Below are 19,175 nucleotides of genomic sequence, written 5' to 3' on the forward strand. Positions count from 1 at the left end.
GATCCCCGCCAATTTCGCTCTTGTCAGCCGTTATCCATGTGGGCCGCCGAAGTGCGACGGCGCAGGATGCGGCGCCGGTGCAGGTTCGTGCACCGGGGCCGGTGCGTGCGGAGTGCCTTCGAACACCGACGGGCTGTGCGGTGCCGGGGCAGGCGAATGCTCGACCGGAGCCGGCGAATGCTGCACCGGGGCCTGTTGCGCCGGCTCGTGGATCACCGGTCCGCCCACGCCGCCGTGGCCCGCAGCGCCGCCGGAGCCCCCACCCTGGATGACGGAGCCCGGGTTCGACGGCGGCGTCGCGTGACCGCCTGCCCCGCCCGCGGCACCGCCGCCGCCCTGAATAACCGGGCCCTGTCCAGCCGGACTGGTCGGGCCATGCGGAGCCGCGATACCCCCGTTGCCGGCGACACTGCCGCCGCCACCGAGCGCCGCGCCTTCCTGGTTAAGGATGCCGCCGTGAGCTCCCGCGCCGGCGCCCGCATTGACGCCGCCGCCCGCTCCACCGCCGGCACCAGCGTTCAGCCCGCCGCCAACTTCACCGCCGGCCCCCGCGTTCAGCCCGCCGCCAGCTCCACCGGCCGGGACGCCGACGCCGACGCCAGCCCCCGCGGCACCACCGGCTCCGGCGTGGCTGCCCATGCCCGCGCCACCGGCCAGGGCCGGGGTTGCGGATTGCGCGTGACCTCCCAGCCCGCCCTCGCCGCTCAATGAGGCCCCGGTGCGTGCGCCGCCGATGCCAAGGCCAGCACCGCCGGCCGCGGCGACACCGCCTTGACCGCCGACACCGACACCCCCGAGCGGGCCGGCCACGTGAGGAGTGGCGGCACCGTTCAGCGCTGCGCCCTCGCTAGCGATCAACCCCGCCTGACCGCTAGCGCCCAGCATCGCATTGCCCCCGGCACCCAGCGCTGCGTTGCCACCAGCACCGACGTTGGCGGCACCCGCCAACTGACCGCTGGCGCCGAAACTTGTCTGGCTTGCCAGAGCGGCCTGGCCTCCGAAGCCGGCTTGGCCGCCCAGGTTGCTGCCACCGGCCAGTCCACCGCCGGCACCGAACACGCCGCCAGCCTGGCCCCCCAAACCAGCTTGACCACCGGCACCAAAGCCACCACCGACCTGACCACCAACGCCGAACCCGCCGCCAGCTTGACCACCGGCACCAAAGCCACCACCGACCTGACTACCAACGCCAACGCCAACCTGACCGCCAAATCCCCCTCCGGCCTGACCACCAGCACCAACACCGACCTGGCCGCCAGCGCCCACTCCGCCACCAGCCTGGCCGCCAGCGCCGAGACCACCACCGGCTTGACCCCTCAGACCAATGCCGGCGTGGCCTCCGAGGTCGCCGCCAAATCCGCCGCCCGTCTGGCCGCCGATGCCTAGGCCGGCACCGGCGCGGCCGCCCAGGGCCGCACCGCCGCCACCTTCAAGCCCACCACCAGCCCGCAGACCAACACCCTCACCAAAACCAGCGCGGCCATTAAAGCCGGCCTCGTTGGCCAAACCGAAGCCGGTGTGTCCGTCGACGCCACCACCAAGGCCCAAGCCTGCATTGAGTTCTACGCCCAGACCAACGTGTCCGCCGAAGCCAGCGCCGGCGCCGGCGCCGAATTCGCCTACCCCAGGCCGGAACCCGTCCCAGTCGGGGCCACAACCAGTGCCCCAATCAGGGCCACCGCCGTGGCCGAACCCAGGCCGTCCATCACCCCACCCGTGTCCCCAACCGGGGCGAGGCTCGCCCCAGCCCGGACGGAAGCCGTGACCCCACTCGCCGGTGCCCGGTCCGAACCCACCCCAGCCGGGCTGCAGGCCCATCCCGCCGTACAGTCCGGCGTCGACTCCGCCTAGCAGGCTGCCGCCCACGTCTCCGACGAGCGCACCGCCTAGACCCAGGGCAGCGCCGGCGCCGTCGACAACAGGGGCAACCGCGTCACCCACCAGGGCGCCCGCGTCCTGGGCAACCGCACCAACAAGGCCGGGTCCGTAACCGTAACCCTGGTCGTATCCGCCATAGCCGGGGTCATAGCCGCCGTAGCCCTGGTCGTAGCCTCCGTAGCCCGGGTCAAAGCCGTACTGGTCGGTCAGCACCTGCTGCAACCCACCGATCGGGTCGCCCGGACCAAGAGCCACCCCGGGTAGGGCACTAGCCAGCGCGGAAGAGAACTGGTCCGGAGCCACGTTGACCAGACCGGCATCGGTCATCGCCTGCCCGGGTCCTGAGACGAAAGCGCGAGCCGCGTCCTGATTGCTGAACAGATCCAGGATGTATTGAATCAGCGAGTCCATGATCGTTTCCCCTTCAAATCCCCTGCGCCGACAACCGGCGTTCTGCAATACACGCTATGGATTCCGGATGTGCTCGGAATCGGGGACGGATCCCCCAGCTGACCGGCACCCCATCGGGATCCGCCGGTCCGCCCCATTAGGGGATTAGGGGATTTGCGGGCGACCCCCACGCAGGGCAGCAGATGCCCCTAGTCAACGGCATTTAAGCAGTTCAGGACCGCAAGGGGAGACCTGGAAGAGGGATGACTTAGCCGTGCAGGCCGAAGTCGTGGTGCTCCGGCTCGGCGGGATGCGGGTGGGCGACCGGGTGGTCCCACAGGGACACATCATGCGCCGGGAATCCCCCGTGGTCGACCGTGCTGTCGGGTATTTCAGCACCAGTGAACTGCACCGATGGCCCCGGAGAGTCGATCCCTAGCGGATGCGGCGCGGCCACCGGCTGGATGGGTACCGGCACGGACGGCTGATGGATCACGCCGCCCGTCGGACCATGGGAATCCACCATCCCGACGGGGGTGTGCGGCGTGAAGGCATCGAGAGCGGCCGCGGCCGCGCCGCTTGCCCAGACGTTTCCGTGATCAGCGGCGGGCACCCCCGAGGCGGGGCCGGCAGGAGCTGCCATCGACAGCGAGTCCGTCACCATGGGAATCAAATTGTTCACATCGGCGCTGGTCACATCGGTAAGGTGAGCATCCGCGATGGACTGCGCGGGGTTGGACGCATACCGCGCCGCGGCAGCGGGATCGCGCACAAGCGAGATCACGAAGTCCAGCAATGAGTTTGCCATCGAGTACACCTCCTTGCCGCACGCTGCCTCTGCGGTCGCCTCCACAGGGAAAGCCCAGTCAATTACCACAATGTTATCGGCTCAGCCGGGCGCTGTGATCGGTGCGCAACCCACCCTGCCGTTCCAATACATTAGGGGGTACTGCTTTAGGGGAATACCGGGACTACGGGGATGGCTACCGGGATACGGGGGTTGCTGCGGTTATGGTGTGAAAACCGCTCCCGACCACCACGAAGCACCGAATCCAGGGGGTACGCGCACCATGAGCGACTCCCCGATCGCGCAAGAAGCCGTCGAGGCCCTTGCCAACGCGTCGACAGTTCCGGTGAAGCTCTTGATCTGCAGCGGCGTCGGCTCCGGCAAGTCCACGGCACTGGCCGCCGCCCGAGACGCACTGCGCAGTGCCGGGTTGACCGTGCTTGCACGCCCTCTTCGACCCGGCGATTCGCCCGACGCGGCGCTGGTGATCGACGACGCGCATCTACTCCGCGAACCCGAACTGCTCAGCCTCACCGAGTGCGTCACCGACCCGCGCACCACTGTCGTGGTGGCCGGCGAACCACAGGAGCAGCTGCGGGACCTGACTGCGGCGATGGAACGGGAGCGACCCCGCATAGTGCTGGGTCGCCTTCCCGTCGCCGAAGACCTGCTGGCCTGTACCGCGGGGCTGCCCCTTCTAGTGCATGCAACGACCCAGGGGGCGCAATCGCCGGCTCAGGCGGCGACGTTCGCGTTAATCGCGCGGTTGCGCCGGCTCGACGAACCCGACCTGGACGCGCTTCTCATCATGTCGCTGACTCAGGAGCTAGGAGCAGCTGATGTGGCTGCAGCACTGAGCATTTCAACAGCGGAAGCGCGTCGACTGGTCGATCGCGCGCGCGCCAGCGGGCTGATCGAGCCATCACATACCCCGGAGTTCCAACAGCTGCTGCATGGCGCGATTGCCTAGACCGTCGGCAATGCCCACCACCGGGAGGTCGAAACCGCGCTACTGCGTTCACAACTCGACATTTCGACGGTTACACCGCAGCTCGCGTTGCGGCTCGCCGAGCACGGGCTCAAAGACGATCGGCTGGCCGGCATACTCGCTCGACAAGCCGCCGCCGTGCACGGCGAATCACTCAGGGCCGCAAAGCTTTACCAGGCGGCCGTCAACGCTGGCGCCGAAGGCCTGACATCTCGCGTCGCCGACGCGCTGGCCCTCACGGGAGACTGCGCCACCGCGGCAGCACTGGCCGACGGCCTGCTCAGCTCGCCCGATTCCGCCGAACGCGCCGCGGCGGTTCGGATCGCGGCCAGCGTCGCGGCCCATCAGGGCAACGCGAATCAGGCAGCAGAATTGTTCAGCTGGCTGGGCCCGCACCCGGACGCGGTGGTCGGCGCGGCCGCGGCGATCGTGCTTGCCGCCACCGGCGATCTGACGACGGCGCGAACAGCGCTGCGGCTCAAGGACTCCGGTCCCCCGACGATGGCCGCCCGCACCTCGCGCAGCCTGGCCGAGGGGCTGCTGTTGACCATGGACCAGCCGTATACGGCAGCGATGACGCAACTAGGCCAGGCCATCGCGACCGAACAACCGATGAGCGAAGTCACACCGGACAGCCCGGCGGCACTGGTTACCTTGGCCGCGATCCACGGCGGCGATCCGGTCCGCGCCCGCAGCGTGATCGGGCGCGCGGTGCGCGCCGACAATCAAACGCTATTTGCGCCCCGGCACATGTTGCTGTCCGGCTGGATCAAAATGCTGGACGGTCAGCTGGCGTCCGCCAGCGCGGACGCCGCCGCGGCCGGATCTGCCGCGCTACACCGGCGCGACGCATTGTGGGCGGCGGCGCTGCAGACGGCGATCGCGCGGCGCAGCGGCGACACCGGCGCCCTGCAAAAGCATTGGTACGCAGGCATGGAAGTGCTGGCCGAATACTTCGTCGACCTGTTCGCACTGCTGCCGTTGGGCGAGTTGTGGGTCGCGGCCGCCCGGATGCGTCAGGTCGAGCAGCTGCGACATGCCTTAGATCAGGCACTCACCCTGCTGGAATCGCTGGGCAATCCGATTTTGTGGTCAATCCCACTACATTGGGCCGGCGTGCATGCGGGAATCCTCGCCAATGCGCCGGCGTTGGTGGCCCCACATGGGCAAGCCCTCGGTGCGGCGACCGAGGCCAGCACCCTTGCGCAGGTCCTATCGGGCGCCGGGCGCACCTGGTTACACGTGCTGGCCAACCAGGTCGACGCCGACGAGGTCACCGCGTCGGCGCGCGCGCTATCGCAGGTGGGGCTGACCTCGGACGCGACCCGGCTGGCCGGCCAGGCCGCGCTGCAAACCCCCGACGGCAGGGTGTCAGGAGCGATGCTGCAATTGGCCCGCGACCTCAAGTTGGGGGCGGCGCCGGGCGACCTGCCCAGCGCACCGGCGGGCGACGAACCGGCGGGCGCGACCCTATCGCCCCAGCACCAGCCGACGTCGGGATCGCCGCTGTCTCATCGGGAACGCGAAGTCGCTGAACTCCTACTCCTGGGAATGCCGTATCGCGACATCGGTGCGCAACTCTTCATCTCGGCGAAGACGGTCGAGCATCACGTCGCCCGGATCCGTCGGCGGCTCGGTGCCGGTTCGCGCTCGGAGATGCTCTCTATGTTGCGCGCCATGCTGGTATCGGAGAGCTAAGCCGCTGGTCAACGACTTTGACGGACGTCAGTTAGGGGAACCTTTCTCGCGTCGATCACGGCGCAGATGTCACTATTAGCTGGCAAAGATCGAACGAATTTTCGTTGAATGACGAGGCATTGGGGAGAGACCTGCTGTGACCACGCAGACGCTCATCAGGTTGGTGCTGGGGCTGGGCCTGACCGCGGTCGTGGCCTTGTTCGCGCTCAAACGCGTTTGGTGGCTCTACCGGCTCGTCATGTCCGGCCAGCCGGTCAGTGGACGCACCGACGACATCGGCTCCCGAATCTGGGCGCAGGTCTCCGAGGTGTTCGGTCAGCGCAAACTGCTGAAATGGTCGATCCCAGGCCTTGCCCACTTCTTCACCATGTGGGGATTCTTCATCCTCATCACGGTCTACATCGAGGCATACGGCACGCTGTTCCAGCCCAACTTCCACATCCCAATTGTCGGTCGGTGGGGCGTGCTGGGCTTCTTGCAGGACTTCATTGCCCTTTCCGTGGTGGCCGGCATCGTCACGTTCACCATCATCCGGTTGCGCAGCGAGCCAAAGGAACACGGCCGCTCGTCGCGGTTCTACGGCTCACACACCGGCGGCGCCTGGCTGATCCTGTTCATGATCTTTTTGGTCATCTTCAGCTACGCCTTCGTCCGCGGTGCCGCGGTGAACACCGGAAACTCTCCCTACGGCAGGGCGGCGTTCTTCTCGCACGCGATGGGGGCGCTCCTGCATCCGCTGGGCGTAACTGCCAACGAGTGGATCGAGACCATCGCGCTGCTCTCCCATATCGCGGTGGCACTGTTCTTCCTGCTGATCGTGCTGCACTCCAAGCACCTGCATATCTTCCTGGCGCCGATCAACGTCACCTTCAAGCGACTGCCCGACGGCCTGGGCCCGCTGCTGCCGATGGAGTCCGGTGGCAAGCCGATCAACTTCGAAGATCCCGGCGAGGACGACGTTTTCGGGCGCGGCAAGATCGAGGACTTCACCTGGAAGGCGAACCTCGACTTCGCCACCTGTACCGAGTGTGGGCGCTGCCAGTCGCAGTGTCCGGCCTGGAATACCGGAAAGCCTTTGTCGCCCAAGCTCGTCATCATGGACCTGCGCGACCACTGGATGGCCAAGGCGCCCTACATCCTGGGTGAGAAGACCGCCGAACCGCTCGAGGGTCTGGACCTCGAAACGGCAAAGGAAGAGGGCCACCACGTTCCGGAGTCCGGCTTCGGCCGGATTCCCGGGCACGGGCCCGAGCAGGCAGCCAGGCCGCTGGTCGGCACCGCCGAGCAGGGCGGTGTGATCGATCCCGATGTGCTGTGGTCGTGCGTGTCTTGCGGCGCCTGCGTCGAACAGTGCCCGGTGGACATCGAGCACATCGATCACATCATCGATATGCGCCGCTACCAGGTGATGATGGAGTCGGAGTTCCCCTCCGAGCTGTCGGTGCTGTTCAAGAACCTGGAGACCAAGGGCAACCCGTGGGGCCAGAACGCCGGCGACCGGACCAACTGGATCGACGAGGTCGACTTCGATGTCCCGGTCTACGGCCAGGATGTCGAGAGCTTCGACGGCTATGAGTACCTGTTCTGGGTAGGCTGCGCCGGCGCCTACGACGACAAGGCCAAGAAGACCACCAAGGCCGTCGCCGAGCTGCTGGCCATCGCCGGCGTGAAGTACATGGTGCTCGGCACCGGGGAGAGCTGCAACGGTGACTCGGCACGCCGGTCCGGCAACGAATTCCTGTTCCAGCAGCTGGCCGCCCAAGCCGTGGAGACCCTGGACGGGGTGTTCGAGGGTGTGGAGAACGTCGACCGCAAGATCGTCGTCACCTGCCCGCACTGCTTCAACACGATCGGTAAGGAATACCGCCAGCTGGGCGCCAACTACAGCGTGCTGCACCACACCCAGCTGCTCAACCGGTTGGTGCGCGACAAGAAGCTGGTTCCGGTAAAGCCTGTCTCGCAGGACATTACGTATCACGACCCCTGCTACCTGGGCCGGCACAACAAGGTCTACGAGGCGCCGCGCGAGCTGATCGGTTTCGCCGGAGCGAACCTCACCGAAATGCCGCGCAACTCCGACCGCAGCTTCTGCTGCGGTGCCGGCGGTGCACGCATGTGGATGGAAGAGCACATCGGCAAGCGCATCAACCACGAGCGCGTCGACGAAGCGCTGGCCACCAACGCCTCGACAATCGCGACCGGGTGCCCGTTCTGCCGGGTGATGGTGACCGACGGTGTCAACGACCGGCAGGAAGAGGCCGGCCGCAGTGGCGTCGAGGTGCTCGACGTCGCGCAGATCCTGCTCAGTTCGCTCGAGTACGACAAGGCGACGCTGCCTGAGAAGGGGACGGCCGCAAAGGAAGCAGAAGAGCTGGCCGCGAAAGCGGAGCCCAAGGCCGCTGCACCGGCCGCCCCGGCGCAAGCGCCCGCCAAGACCGACGAACCCGCGGCCGCCGAGCCGGAGCAGCCCGCCAAGGCCGCCGCTCCCGCGAAGGGGCTGGGTATCGCCGGTGGCGCTAAGCGACCCGGAGCCAAGAAAGCCGCGGCGCCGGCGGCCGAGGCACCAGCAGCCGAGGCCGCAGAGGTCAAGGCCGCACCTGCCAAGGGATTGGGTATGGCAACCGGCGCGAAGAGGCCGGGCGCCAAGAAAGCAGCAGCCCCGGCCGCCGAGACGCCGGCAGCCGAGCAGAGCACCGAGGCCGCAGAGGCCAAGGCACCAGCCGCGCCCGCCAAGGGCTTGGGCATGGCCGCTGGCGCGAGGAAGCCGGGCGCCAAGAAAACGGCGCCCGCAGCCCCGGCAGCCGAGCAAACCACCGAGACCAAGGCGGAGGCTGCGGAGCCCAAAGCACCGGCCGCACCGGCCGCACCCGTCAAGGGTCTGGGTATCGCCGCCGGCGCGCGGAAGCCAGGCGCCAAGAAAACGGCACCCGCAGCCCCGGCAACCCCAGCCAAGGCCGAGGCTCCCGCGGCCGACGAGCCCAAGGCCGAGGCCAAGCCCGAGCCGAAGCCGGAGGAATCCAACGGCGACGCGGCACCACCGGCAGCCTCTGTTAAGGGGCTCGGCATGGCTCGCGGCGCCCGTCCACCGGGCAAGCGCTGATCACAGATTGGCGTCGACCAGCAAATTTCGGTGGACAACGATGGCACCATAGGTGACGTGACCACTCACCAGGTGCCCGTGCACATCCCCGGCCACCACCGGCAGCGGACCTTCGCGCAATCGTCCAAACTTCAGGACGTTCTGTACGAAATCCGCGGCCCGGTGCACCAGCATGCTGCGCGGCTAGAGGCCGAGGGCCACCGCATTCTCAAGCTCAACATCGGCAACCCGGCGCCGTTCGGTTTCGACGCACCCGACGTGATCATGCGCGACATGATCCAGGCGCTGCCCTACGCCCAGGGCTACTCCGACTCGCAGGGCATCCTGCCCGCCCGGCGCGCGGTGGTCACCCGCTACGAACTGGTCGACGGCTTCCCACGATTCGACGTCGATGACGTCTTCCTCGGCAACGGCGTATCCGAGCTGATCACGATGACGCTGCAGGCCCTGCTGGACAACGGCGATCAGGTGCTGATTCCCTCCCCCGACTACCCGTTGTGGACGGCGTCGACGTCGCTGGCCGGCGGCACGCCGGTGCACTACCTGTGCGACGAGACGCAGGGCTGGCAGCCCGACATCGCCGACATGGAGTCGAAGATCACCGAGCGCACCAAGGCGCTGGTCGTGATCAACCCAAACAATCCCACCGGCGCCGTCTACAGCCGCGAAATTCTCACCCAGATCGTCGAGCTTGCGCGAAAGCACCAACTGCTGCTGCTCGCCGACGAGATCTACGACAAGATTCTCTACGGCGACGCGAAGCACATCAGCCTGGCCACGCTCGCCCCGGACGTGTTGTGCCTGACCTACAACGGGCTGTCGAAGGCCTACCGGGTCGCCGGCTACCGCTCCGGCTGGCTGGCGATCACCGGGCCCAAGGACCACGCCGGCAGCTTCATCGAGGGAATCAGCCTGCTGGCCAACATGCGGCTGTGTCCGAACGTCCCTGCCCAGCATGCGATCCAGGTCGCCCTCGGCGGCTACCAGAGCATCGATGACCTTGTGCTGCCCGGCGGCCGGCTGCTCGAGCAGCGCGATGTCGCGTGGACCAAGCTCAACCAGATTCCGGGGGTGTCCTGCGTCAAGCCGGATGGCGCGCTGTACGCGTTCCCGCGGCTGGACCCCGAGGTCTACGACATCGCCGACGACGAGCAACTGGTCCTTGACTTGCTGCTGCAGGAAAAGATCCTGGTAGGCCAGGGCACTGGGTTCAACTGGCCGGCACCGGATCACCTGCGCATTGTGACCCTGCCGTGGGCGCGCGATCTGTCGTCCGCAATCGAACGGCTGGGCAACTTCCTGACCGCCTATCGACAGTAAGTAGGCAGGCACCGCCTCTACGGTGGAGCGCGTGACCCACTCCCACGCGCACTCGCACAACCTGTCGTCAGGTCCGTCCCCACTGGGGCCGCTGCCCGCCAAAATCGTGGTGGGATTGCTGATTGCGATCGGGATAGCCGTGATCGCCGGCGCCGTGTTGCTGTGGCCGAGCCGCCAGCATGTCGACATCCCGATGACGTTCCAGACCGCGACGGGTGGCGCGGTGAGCACCCAGCGTGCGCACGTGCTGTCCAGCGGCCTCGGCGATTGCGGCAGCCCGTCGGCCAGTCAGGTGCTCACCACGGCTCCGCAACCGGGAGCTCCGGGCGGGGGACGATGCGTGCAGACGTTGGTCGCAATCGATTCGGGACCGAATGCCGGCGCGAAAACCCTGCTGGAATTCTCCCCCGGTCCCGGCCAGCCGCAATTCAAAGCGGACGACCACATCCGGGTGGTGCGGCAGGTTGACGCCCAAGGCGCCACCACGTACGCGTTCTACGACTTCGAGCGCGGCTGGTCGCTGATCGCGCTGGCCCTGGCGTTCGCGGTGGTCATTGTCGCCGTGGCCCGCTGGCGTGGGCTGCTGGCACTGGTGGGAATCGTGGTTGCGTTTTCGGTGCTGGTGATGTTCTTGCTGCCGGCGTTGCGCGACGGAGCGCCCGCGGTCCCGGTGGCCCTGGTGGCGTCGGCCGCGATCCTGTACGCCGTTATCTACCTGGCCCACGGGGTCGACCTGCGCACCAGCGCCGCCTTACTGGGCACTCTGTCGGCCTTACTGCTGGCCGCCGGATTATCTTGGGCAGCAATCGAACTCGCACACTTGACCGGCCTATCGGATGAACAGAACTCTGCGGTAAGCGCGTACCTTGGCAGCGTGTCGATCAGCGGCCTGCTGCTCGCCGGATTCATCATCGGATCGCTGGGGGTGCTGAACGACGTGACCGTGACGCAGGCTTCGACCGTGTTCGAGCTTGCCCACATCGGCGGCAATACCTCCCGACGGGCAATTTTCCTGAGCGCGATTCGGGTGGGACGCGATCACATCGCCAGCACGGTGTACACGCTGGTGCTGGCTTACGCCGGCAGTTCGCTACCGCTGCTGTTGTTGTTCAGTGTCGCGAATCGATCTTTGAGCGACGTGCTGATCAGCGAGAGCGTGGCCATCGAACTCGTGCGCTCCGCCGTCGGCGGAATCGCACTGGCGCTGTCAGTGCCGTTGACGACGGCGATCGCGGCGGTGCTGGCCACACCCGGCGAGGTCAGCCCCGTTCCATCAGCTCCAGCAAGTAGTCGCCGTACCCGGACTTGACCATGCTGCGCGCATGTCTGGCCAGCTGCTCGTCGCTGATCCAGCCCTGCCGCCACGCGATTTCCTCGGGCACGCCGACCTTCAGGCCCTGCCGGCGTTCCAGGGTGCGAACGAAGTCGCTGGCGTCCAGCAGTGAGTCGAAGGTGCCGGTGTCCAGCCACGCGGTGCCGCGAGCGAGCACCTCGACCGAGAGCCGGCCGCGGTTGAGATAGATCTGGTTGACCTCGGTGATCTCGTATTCGCCGCGATCGGATTTCTTCAGGTCCTTGGCAATTTCGATCACGTCGTTGTCGTAGAAGTACAGGCCCGGCACCGCGTACTTGGACTTCGGCGTTTCGGGTTTCTCCTGCAACGACAACGCCATCCCGTCCGCGCCGAATTCGACGACACCGTAGGCCGAAGGGTTCGCCACCCAATACGCGAAAATCGCTCCGCCGCTCACGGATTGGAATCGGCTGAGCTTGGTGCCCAAACCCGGTCCGTAAAAGATGTTGTCCCCCAACACCAAAGCTACCGAATCATTGCCAATATGCTTGGCACCCAAGACGAAAGCTTGTGCCAGACCATCGGGTTTTTCCTGCTCGAGGTAGCTGATGTTGATACCGAAATGCGAGCCATCGCCCAGGAGTCGCTGAAATCCGGGCGCGTCATGCGGGGTGGTGATCACCAGAACGTCGCAGATTCCGGCCATCATCAACGTGGACAACGGGTAGTAGATCATCGGCTTGTCGTATACGGGCAGCAGCTGCTTGCTGATGCCCATCGTGATCGGGTGCAGTCGAGTGCCCGAACCGCCGGCCAAGATGATTCCGCGCATGTAGTGGCTCCTATGCCCTAGGTAACGAGGTCTGCCTCGGTGAGTTCGGTGGCCGCCAGCGCCGACGCCAAGTCCTGATGACGGAATACCGAGGTGACATGGTCGTGGACTACCCGGAAGGCTAACGCGGCGTTGGTGCCGCCATTTTGTTCGACGACCACAACGCCGTTGTGCACATACATCTTGCCGAGTTCGGTGGCCGCCCGGCTGGAAGCGGCCCACGTGCGCAGCGCCTCGTGGCCTTGTTGGGCACCGTTCGCGTCGGCCATGTCGATGTCGTCGCTGGATAGGGCCGCCAAGGTCTCGATGTCGGCGGTGTTGAGAGCGTCGTGCCACGCCAGCACGGTGGCGATCTCCGAAGTGGTCATGATCTAAAAATTACCGTGTGCCCCCTTGCAGCACGTCGTTTCCCCGACGTTGCTAGAGAGGGGTGCGCTCCAGCCAGTGTTGCCACACCGCCTCGTCGCCGAACATCTCGATGCCGGTGTCGGCGAGCGGAGTTCGTCGCGACATCGCCAGCAACAGCTCGGTGGCGCCGCCCCGCAACGCCACACTGCCCTTGCCGTGCTCGTGCGACCAGGCGAGGCCGGTGTCGCGGACGCTGACCGTCCATTCGCCGGCTTCACCCAACCCCGGGTCGGTCGCGTGCAGGTGCAGGGTTTTACCGTCATCGAGCGGCAGCGGGGCGCCGTTGGCGCCGGCCTGGATCTCGATCCGCTCGAGGAACTCGGTGATTCCGTCCGCCGCGACATCGGGTTCGAGGATGAATTCGCGCCCGTGCGCGATGGCCGCGTCGGCGCGATGCACCGACGTTTCGTGCAGCCGGCGCCGGATCCACCAGTTCGCCGGGCGCTCGCCGAGGAAGGTCCACACCGGCGGCTCGACGCCCGACAGCTCGACGGCGTCGATCAGCCGCTGCGCCCCGCCGTGCAACCAGGAGATCGCGTCGGCTGGGTCTGGCGGTGGTTTCCCGGCTTCGACGCTGCGCATCTCGAGCGGCTGGTCAAGTCGATCTCGCACGATCTGCGCGGCCCAGCGATCGCCCCGCCCGACGTGGCGGAACAGCTGCTGGAGGCTCCAGCCCGGGCAGGTCGGCACCGGGTGTGAGTCGTCGACATCGCGGAAAAACTCCGAAAAAGCGCGGTTTTCGTCGACAAAGGCCGCCGCGTAATCCACGCAATCAGGCTACCTGGCAAGGGTGCGCTTTAGGGGCGTCGCGCTCCGAGCCGGAACACCCGCCAGCCCGCCTGCATCCAGCGCTCGGCGTCCAGGCAGTTGCGACCGTCGACGACGACGCGGGCTCGCACCCCGTCGGCTAGGTCGTTCGGGTCAAGGTTGGTGAACTCCTGCCACTCGGTCAGCACCAAGACCGCGTCCGCGCCCTCGCATGCCTCGGTCACCGAAACCGCGTAGTTCAGCGTCGGGAACAGGCGACGGGCGTTCTCGAGGGCTTTCGGGTCGTAAACGTTGACCGCGGCCCCGTTGAGCTGCAGCTGCCCCGCGACGTTGAGCGCCGGCGAGTCGCGGACATCGTCGGACTCGGGCTTAAACGCCGCGCCGAGCACGGCGACGTTGGCACCCAGCAGCGAACCGCCGCACGCCGCGGTGGCCAACTCGACCGTTTTGGTACGCCGCCGCATGTTGATGCTGTCCACCTCGCGCAGGAACGTCAGCGCCTGGTTGGCACCCAGCTCGCCCGCGCGCGCCATGAACGCCCGAATGTCCTTGGGCAGGCAGCCACCGCCAAAGCCCAAGCCCGCGTTGAGGAATTTGCGCCCGATCCGAGAGTCGTACCCGAGCGCATCAGCTAGCAGCGTGACGTCGGCGCCCGCCGCTTCGCACACCTCGGAGACCGCGTTGATGAACGAAATCTTGGTCGCCAGAAAGGCATTGGCTGAGACCTTGACCAATTCCGCTGTCTGCAAATCGGTTACCAGGAACGGCACGCCGGCGTCGAGAATCGGCGCGTACAACTCGCGGATGACGATCTCTGAGCGCACCGAGTCCTGCTGGATGCCAAGCACAATGCGGTCCGGCTCCAAGGTGTCGTGCACGGCGTGCCCCTCGCGCAGGAACTCGGGGTTCCAGGCGATTTCGACGTCGACCCCCGCGGGTGCCAGCGCGGCGGCCCGATCGCCCAATTCTGCGGCAGTGCCCACTGGGACAGTCGATTTGCCGACGAGCACGGCCGACCTGGTCAACCGCGGCACGAGATTGTCGATGACGGCGTGGACGTGGCTCAGGTCGGCGCCGTATTCGCCCTTCTTCTGCGGCGTGCCGACTCCAAGGAAATGCACGTCGGCGAAATCGGCTGCCAAGTCGTAATCGGTGGTGAACCGCAGTCGTCCGGCAGCTAAGTTGTCGGCCAACAACTCTCGCAGACCTGGTTCGTAAAAGGGGATGTCACCCGCGGCCAGCTTCGCGACTTTCCCCGGGTCGATATCAACACCGACGACCTCGTGTCCCAGTTCAGCCATCCCCACGGCGTGCGTGGCACCCAGGTATCCGGTGCCAAAGACGGTGCATCGCATACCACTGTGTGTAGGTGGCCGCGATGAGCTAACTGCATCGCTCCGCTAAGCGGGAGGCAAACGGGAGGTGACAGGTGACTCTCGAAGAACTACCGGCGACCAAACCCGCCGTGGCCGCCACCGAATCCACCGTGACCGCCGCCACCACCTGGGAAGCCACCGCCACCGGGGAACCCACCCCCACCGTGGCCACCGCCCGGGAAGCCGCCGCCGGGACCCCCGTTACCTGGGAACCCGCCACCACCGGGACCTATCGGCCCGCCGATGATCGGCGGAATGGGCAGTGGGATCGGGATGGGAATCGGCGCCACCGGTACGGGAGCCGGGGCCGCGGGCACCGGGATGGGTGCAGGAGCCTCGGGTATCGGAGCGGGCGCGGCCGGCACCGGGATTGCGACCGGGGCGGGAGCCTGAGGAACCGGCGCGGGTGCCTGAGGAACAGGCGCCGGAGCCGGGACCGGAGCCGCCTCAGGAGCAGGAGCCGGGGCAGGTGCCGCTGGCGCAGGAGCCGGAGCTGCGGGCGCCGGCGTGGCCGGTGCCACGATGTTTTGGCTTGGCGCGGGTTTCACGCCAGATGTCGGTCGGATCGCGATGGCCAGGGAAACGACCAGCGCCGCCACGCCGACGATGAAGATCGCCGCGACCGCGCTGCCCACCAGCCCGAAGGACCTGCGGTCGTCGTAGTCGGCAAGCACGGTGACAGCGGTGTGCGCGCCGGTATAGGCCTCGGCGTAGTCGTCGGGGACGGCGCTGTAGGCGAGCGCGCCCTCGTCGGAATCCGGGATGTCGAAGTATCCGGGGGCAACCGCGAACGGGTCGAGCGCACCGGTGCCAGGATCCTGCGCGTATGCCTGCGCGGCGGTGGAGGACGCGAACAGCGGCGCGTGCGCCGACGCCAGGGCCGCTCCGCGAGCCAGCGCGGTCTCCGGTTCCTCGGGCATCGCCACCGGAAGTGTGGTCGCGGACTCCAGTGCCGACTTGATCAGCGGCACGTCGACGCCGGAGCCCACGACGAACACGGCGCCCGGACGCGTCTCTAGCGCCTCAGCCTCCGAGACCATGGTGGCCAGCTGCGCCACTGCCGCGTCATCGTCTTCGGGCAGCGGCTGGCGGTGCACGTCGGCGATCGACCCGTCGGAGGTATCGACGAGCGCCAAGGTCGCGGTGTCGGGTTCGATGAACAGCAGCGCGGTCTGCGCGTAGTTGGTTTCATTGCCGACGGACTGCGCCAGAGCGGCCGCGGCCAGGAAGGCCGAGACCAACATCACGTTCTCGACCTTGTGTGCGGCCAGCGCGTCACGCAGCGCGGCGGCCTCGATGGGATCGGTCCAGGTGACTCCCGTCGACGTCAGCTGGTAGCCGCCCTGGGCTGCACCCTCCTGGGTGCCCAGGATCGCCGAGACCACCTGATTCGCGGCGCTGGTCGTTGCTGTGTCATCGTCGGTAGCGACGTCGAAATTGTCTTCGTCGACGGTGGCGCCATCGCCATTTTCGCCTTCGACCAGAACCATCCGGACTGCCGTCGGCGCCATCGACACCCCAAGTACGGTGTCCAATGCCCCTCCATTGTCATTTGCTAGACAGTGTCGTGGGGATCGTCGTCATCGCAGGCTCCGGCCACCTCGAGACGTCACGAGTCCCCACCCTGTATTCCCCTAGCGACCCGACTTTACGCGCGTTCCGCTGACCCCGCCCGGGGTGAGATGGCTAGTGGTGGCCGCCGCCACCGCCGCCGCTGTGCCCCCCACCGCCGCCGCTGGTGTGGCTTCCGCCACCACCGCCAAAGCTGCCACCGCTGTGGCCGCCACCGCCGAAGCCGCCACCGCCAATGCCGCCACCACTGTGGCCGCCACCGATCGACCCACCCGAGGGTCCGCCTCCGCCAATGCCGCCACCGCTGTGCCCGCCACCGATGGGCCCACTCGGAGCATGCCCGCCGCCAATGGGTCCACCTCCGCCAATGGGACCGCTGGGGGCATGGCCGCCGCCGCCGATCGGGCCGCCCGGAGAGTGTCCGCCACCGCCAGTGGGACTGCCGCCGCCAGGACCTGTACCCGGAACATGAATGGCAGCACCGCCGCCCGCACCACCGGGGGGCGAAGTATGCGCGCCGCCGGGACCGCCGGGGCCCGAACCGGGAAAGTGACCAGGGCCGCCGCCGTTGGCGCCACCCGAACCCGTGCCGGGGGGCGAAACATGCCCGCCGCCGGGACCGCCGGGACCACTCTGTGGGTCACGGGGGTTGGGGCCGGATTCGGGAAGAGTCGGATGCGGCGGCGCTTGCGGAATCGTGCCCGAGTCCGGTGGCTCGGGCAGATGGACCGGCGGCGGTTGCTGCACCACGGGTGGCCGCGGCAGCACGCGCGGTGGGACCTGGATCACCGGCGGGCTCATGATCCAATCCGGAGCAGGCACGTGCAACGGGGGCACGGGAATCGGCACCACAACCGGAACTGGCACCGGCGCAGCAATGGGAGGGGCGGGCAGCGGCGGCGGAGCCGCAGGCAGCGGTGCCACTGCCGCTGGTATCACGGGTTTGGGTGCCGCGGCTGGCGCGGGCAGGACGATCTTCGGCTTCGCGACGGACGCCTCAACCGGCGGAGCGGGAGCCGGTTGGGTTGGGACGATGAGGTTTTGGTTAGGGCTGGGCTGCACGGCCACGTTCGTGGTGCGGATTCCAATCGCCAGTGCGATCTCGAGCGCCACCACCGCGCTGATCGCGACGACTGCCATCCCGCTGCCGAGCAGCAGCACCGGCCGGCGCCGCGGTTGGCCTTCGGCCGGCCCGATGAGGTCGGACGGGTTGATGACGACGGTGGGAGCGTCGGCGTCGTCGTCCGGCACCAGGCTGTATGCGAGCTCGCCGTCGCCGTGTTCGGCGCCGCCGGCAAAGTAGGAAACGCCGAAGTATTCGGGCATCGCGGACGGGTCGACGGCCCCGGTGCCCGGGTCCTGCGCGTAGGCCAGTGCCGCGGTCGACGACGCGAACAGCGGCGCGTTCGCCGACGCCAGCGCGGCGCCGCGGGCCAGCGCCGTCTCGGCCTCTTCGGGTGCGCTGACGGTAAGAGACGTTGCCGACTCCAGTGCCGGCTTGATCGGCGCGACGTCGACGCCCGAGCCGACCACGAACAGGCCGCCCGGAGGTAAGTCCAGCTCGTCGAGCCCGGCGATCATCCCGGTGAGTTGTGCGGTGGCCTCGTCGTAGGACTCGGCAACAATCTCTTCCTTATAGACGGCGGTGATGGACCCGTCGGAGGTCTCGACGAGCGCCAGCGTCGCGGTCTCGGGCTCCACGAACAGCACCGCGGTGGTGTCGTAACCCATTGCCCCACCGACGGATTGACCCAGCGCGGCGACAGCCAGGAACGCCGAGACCAGCATCACGTTCTCGAGCTTGTAGGAGGCCAGCGCGTCGCGCAGCACCGCCGCATGCAGCTGGTCGGTCCACGTCACCCCGACCGAGGACAGCTCCAGCCCGGCATCGGCGGCGCCCTCGCGGGTACCCAGGATCGCGGAGATCACCCGATCGGGAACGGCGGTGGGTTCGGTGTCATCGGTCTCGGTGAGCTGGAACTCGTCCTCTTCAACCAACGCGCCGTCGGCATTTTCGCCTTCAACCAGAACCATCTGGACCGAAGCCGGTGCGATCGACACCCCGAGCACGATATCCAAAACCAACCACTCCAAAAGCGTTGCAAGACAAGCTATGCCCGGGTGAATACGCAACCACGGACCATTCCATACTCCCGCAGAAAGGCTGTGCGGGCTGCTTGCCGGAGCTATGTAATTCTTATGAAGTTCTCGTAGGAGCGAGAAGGAGTCGGTCCCCGCTGGCCCTGGTACTTGGAGCCGACCCGTGAACTGCCATACGGGTGCTCGGCCGGACTGGTCAATCGCAGGATGCACAGCTGGCCGATCTTCATACCGGGCCACAGCGTGATCGGCAGGTTGGCGACGTTGGACAGCTCGAGGGTGATGTGACCGGTGAAGCCGGGATCGATGAAGCCGGCAGTCGAGTGCGTCAGCAGGCCCAGCCGGCCCAGCGACGACTTGCCCTCCAGACGTCCGGCGAGATCCTCGGGTAACGCGAAGAGTTCCAGGGTGGAGCCGAGGACGAACTCGCCCGGGTGCAACACGAACGGTTCCCCGGCGGTTGGTTCCACCCGCGTCGTCAGCTCGTCCTGCCGCTTGGCGGGGTCGATGTGGGTGTACCGGGTGTTATTGAAAACCCGGAACATGGAGTCGAGGCGGACGTCGATGCTGGACGGCTGCACCAAGGTGTCGTCGAACGGGTCGATGCCCAACCGGCCGGAAGTGATTTCAGCCCTGAGGTCACGATCGGAGAGCAGCACGCGAC

12 protein-coding genes and 1 pseudogene are annotated in these 19,175 nt (G+C 67.4%); 4 read left to right on the forward strand and 9 right to left on the reverse strand.

Annotated elements, in window-relative coordinates:
* Positions 1–30: 30 nt before the first annotated feature.
* Entirely contained in the window at positions 31–2,289 is a 2,259-nt protein-coding gene (locus H7K34_RS21780; protein ID WP_264064100.1) for an IniB N-terminal domain-containing protein, read from the reverse strand.
* 247 nt (positions 2,290–2,536) lie between these two features.
* Entirely contained in the window at positions 2,537–3,076 is a 540-nt protein-coding gene (locus H7K34_RS21785) for an Rv0340 family IniB-related protein (RefSeq protein WP_264064101.1), read from the reverse strand.
* Positions 3,077–3,338: 262 nt separating this feature from the next.
* Between H7K34_RS21785 and iniR the strand changes: the two are divergent.
* The 4 genes and pseudogenes from iniR (at position 3,339) to H7K34_RS21805 (ending at position 11,470) form a co-directional block, all read left to right on the forward strand.
* A pseudogene (gene iniR / locus H7K34_RS21790) lies at positions 3,339–5,741 on the forward strand (isoniazid response ATPase/transcriptional regulator IniR).
* Positions 5,742–5,877: 136 nt separating this feature from the next.
* Positions 5,878–8,841, forward strand: coding sequence for a (Fe-S)-binding protein (locus tag H7K34_RS21795; RefSeq protein ID WP_264064102.1), 2,964 nt, complete (start codon positions 5,878–5,880; stop codon positions 8,839–8,841).
* 30 nt (positions 8,842–8,871) lie between these two features.
* Complete coding sequence (locus tag H7K34_RS21800) at positions 8,872–10,161, forward strand: pyridoxal phosphate-dependent aminotransferase (RefSeq protein WP_108925929.1); 1,290 nt, start codon at positions 8,872–8,874, stop codon at positions 10,159–10,161.
* A gap of 22 nt (positions 10,162–10,183) precedes the next feature.
* On the forward strand, positions 10,184–11,470 hold the full coding sequence (locus H7K34_RS21805) for a YibE/F family protein (RefSeq protein WP_264064103.1): 1,287 nt from the start codon (positions 10,184–10,186) through the stop codon (positions 11,468–11,470).
* On the opposite strand, the gene rfbA is transcribed toward H7K34_RS21805, so the two are convergent.
* From rfbA to dcd, 7 genes are all read right to left on the reverse strand, one after another.
* Complete coding sequence (rfbA, locus tag H7K34_RS21810) at positions 11,421–12,287, reverse strand: glucose-1-phosphate thymidylyltransferase RfbA (RefSeq protein WP_264064104.1); 867 nt, start codon at positions 12,285–12,287, stop codon at positions 11,421–11,423. The genes H7K34_RS21805 and rfbA overlap by 50 nt on opposite strands.
* 17 nt (positions 12,288–12,304) lie before the next feature.
* Entirely contained in the window at positions 12,305–12,655 is a 351-nt protein-coding gene (locus H7K34_RS21815) for a nuclear transport factor 2 family protein (RefSeq protein WP_264064105.1), read from the reverse strand.
* 52 nt (positions 12,656–12,707) lie between these two features.
* Complete coding sequence (locus tag H7K34_RS21820; RefSeq protein ID WP_264064106.1) at positions 12,708–13,463, reverse strand: maleylpyruvate isomerase family mycothiol-dependent enzyme; 756 nt, start codon at positions 13,461–13,463, stop codon at positions 12,708–12,710.
* 29 nt (positions 13,464–13,492) lie between these two features.
* Positions 13,493–14,818 (reverse strand): UDP-glucose dehydrogenase family protein, encoded by a 1,326-nt coding sequence (locus H7K34_RS21825; protein WP_264064107.1) that lies wholly within the window; start codon positions 14,816–14,818, stop codon positions 13,493–13,495.
* 89 nt (positions 14,819–14,907) lie between these two features.
* Complete coding sequence (locus H7K34_RS21830; RefSeq protein ID WP_443677719.1) at positions 14,908–16,374, reverse strand: DUF7159 family protein; 1,467 nt, start codon at positions 16,372–16,374, stop codon at positions 14,908–14,910.
* A 151-nt stretch (positions 16,375–16,525) separates the two neighbouring features.
* Positions 16,526–18,445 carry a DUF7159 family protein gene (locus H7K34_RS21835; RefSeq protein WP_264064830.1) on the reverse strand — a complete coding sequence of 640 codons (1,920 nt, stop codon included), beginning with the start codon at positions 18,443–18,445 and terminating at the stop codon, positions 16,526–16,528.
* A 152-nt stretch (positions 18,446–18,597) separates the two neighbouring features.
* The gene (gene dcd, locus H7K34_RS21840; RefSeq protein ID WP_264064108.1) at positions 18,598–19,170 is read right to left on the reverse strand and encodes a dCTP deaminase; all 573 of its coding nucleotides are present in this window, start codon (positions 19,168–19,170) and stop codon (positions 18,598–18,600) included.
* Positions 19,171–19,175 lie beyond the last annotated feature (5 nt).

The organism is Mycobacterium montefiorense (genome assembly GCF_025823255.1).
GTDB lineage: Bacteria > Actinomycetota > Actinomycetes > Mycobacteriales > Mycobacteriaceae > Mycobacterium > Mycobacterium montefiorense.

What these genes read in the sequence shown, in the direction of transcription:
- rfbA (WP_264064104.1), bottom strand. Translation starts at nt 12,287, where the DNA reads ATGCGCGGAATCATCTTGGCCGGCGGTTCGGGCACTCGACTGCACCCG.
- H7K34_RS21785 (WP_264064101.1), bottom strand. Translation starts at nt 3,076, where the DNA reads ATGGCAAACTCATTGCTGGACTTCGTGATCTCGCTTGTGCGCGATCCC.
- H7K34_RS21780 (WP_264064100.1), bottom strand. Translation starts at nt 2,289, where the DNA reads ATGGACTCGCTGATTCAATACATCCTGGATCTGTTCAGCAATCAGGAC.
- H7K34_RS21825 (WP_264064107.1), bottom strand. Translation starts at nt 14,818, where the DNA reads ATGCGATGCACCGTCTTTGGCACCGGATACCTGGGTGCCACGCACGCC.
- H7K34_RS21815 (WP_264064105.1), bottom strand. Translation starts at nt 12,655, where the DNA reads ATGACCACTTCGGAGATCGCCACCGTGCTGGCGTGGCACGACGCTCTC.
- H7K34_RS21835 (WP_264064830.1), bottom strand. Translation starts at nt 18,445, where the DNA reads ATGGTTCTGGTTGAAGGCGAAAATGCCGACGGCGCGTTGGTTGAAGAG.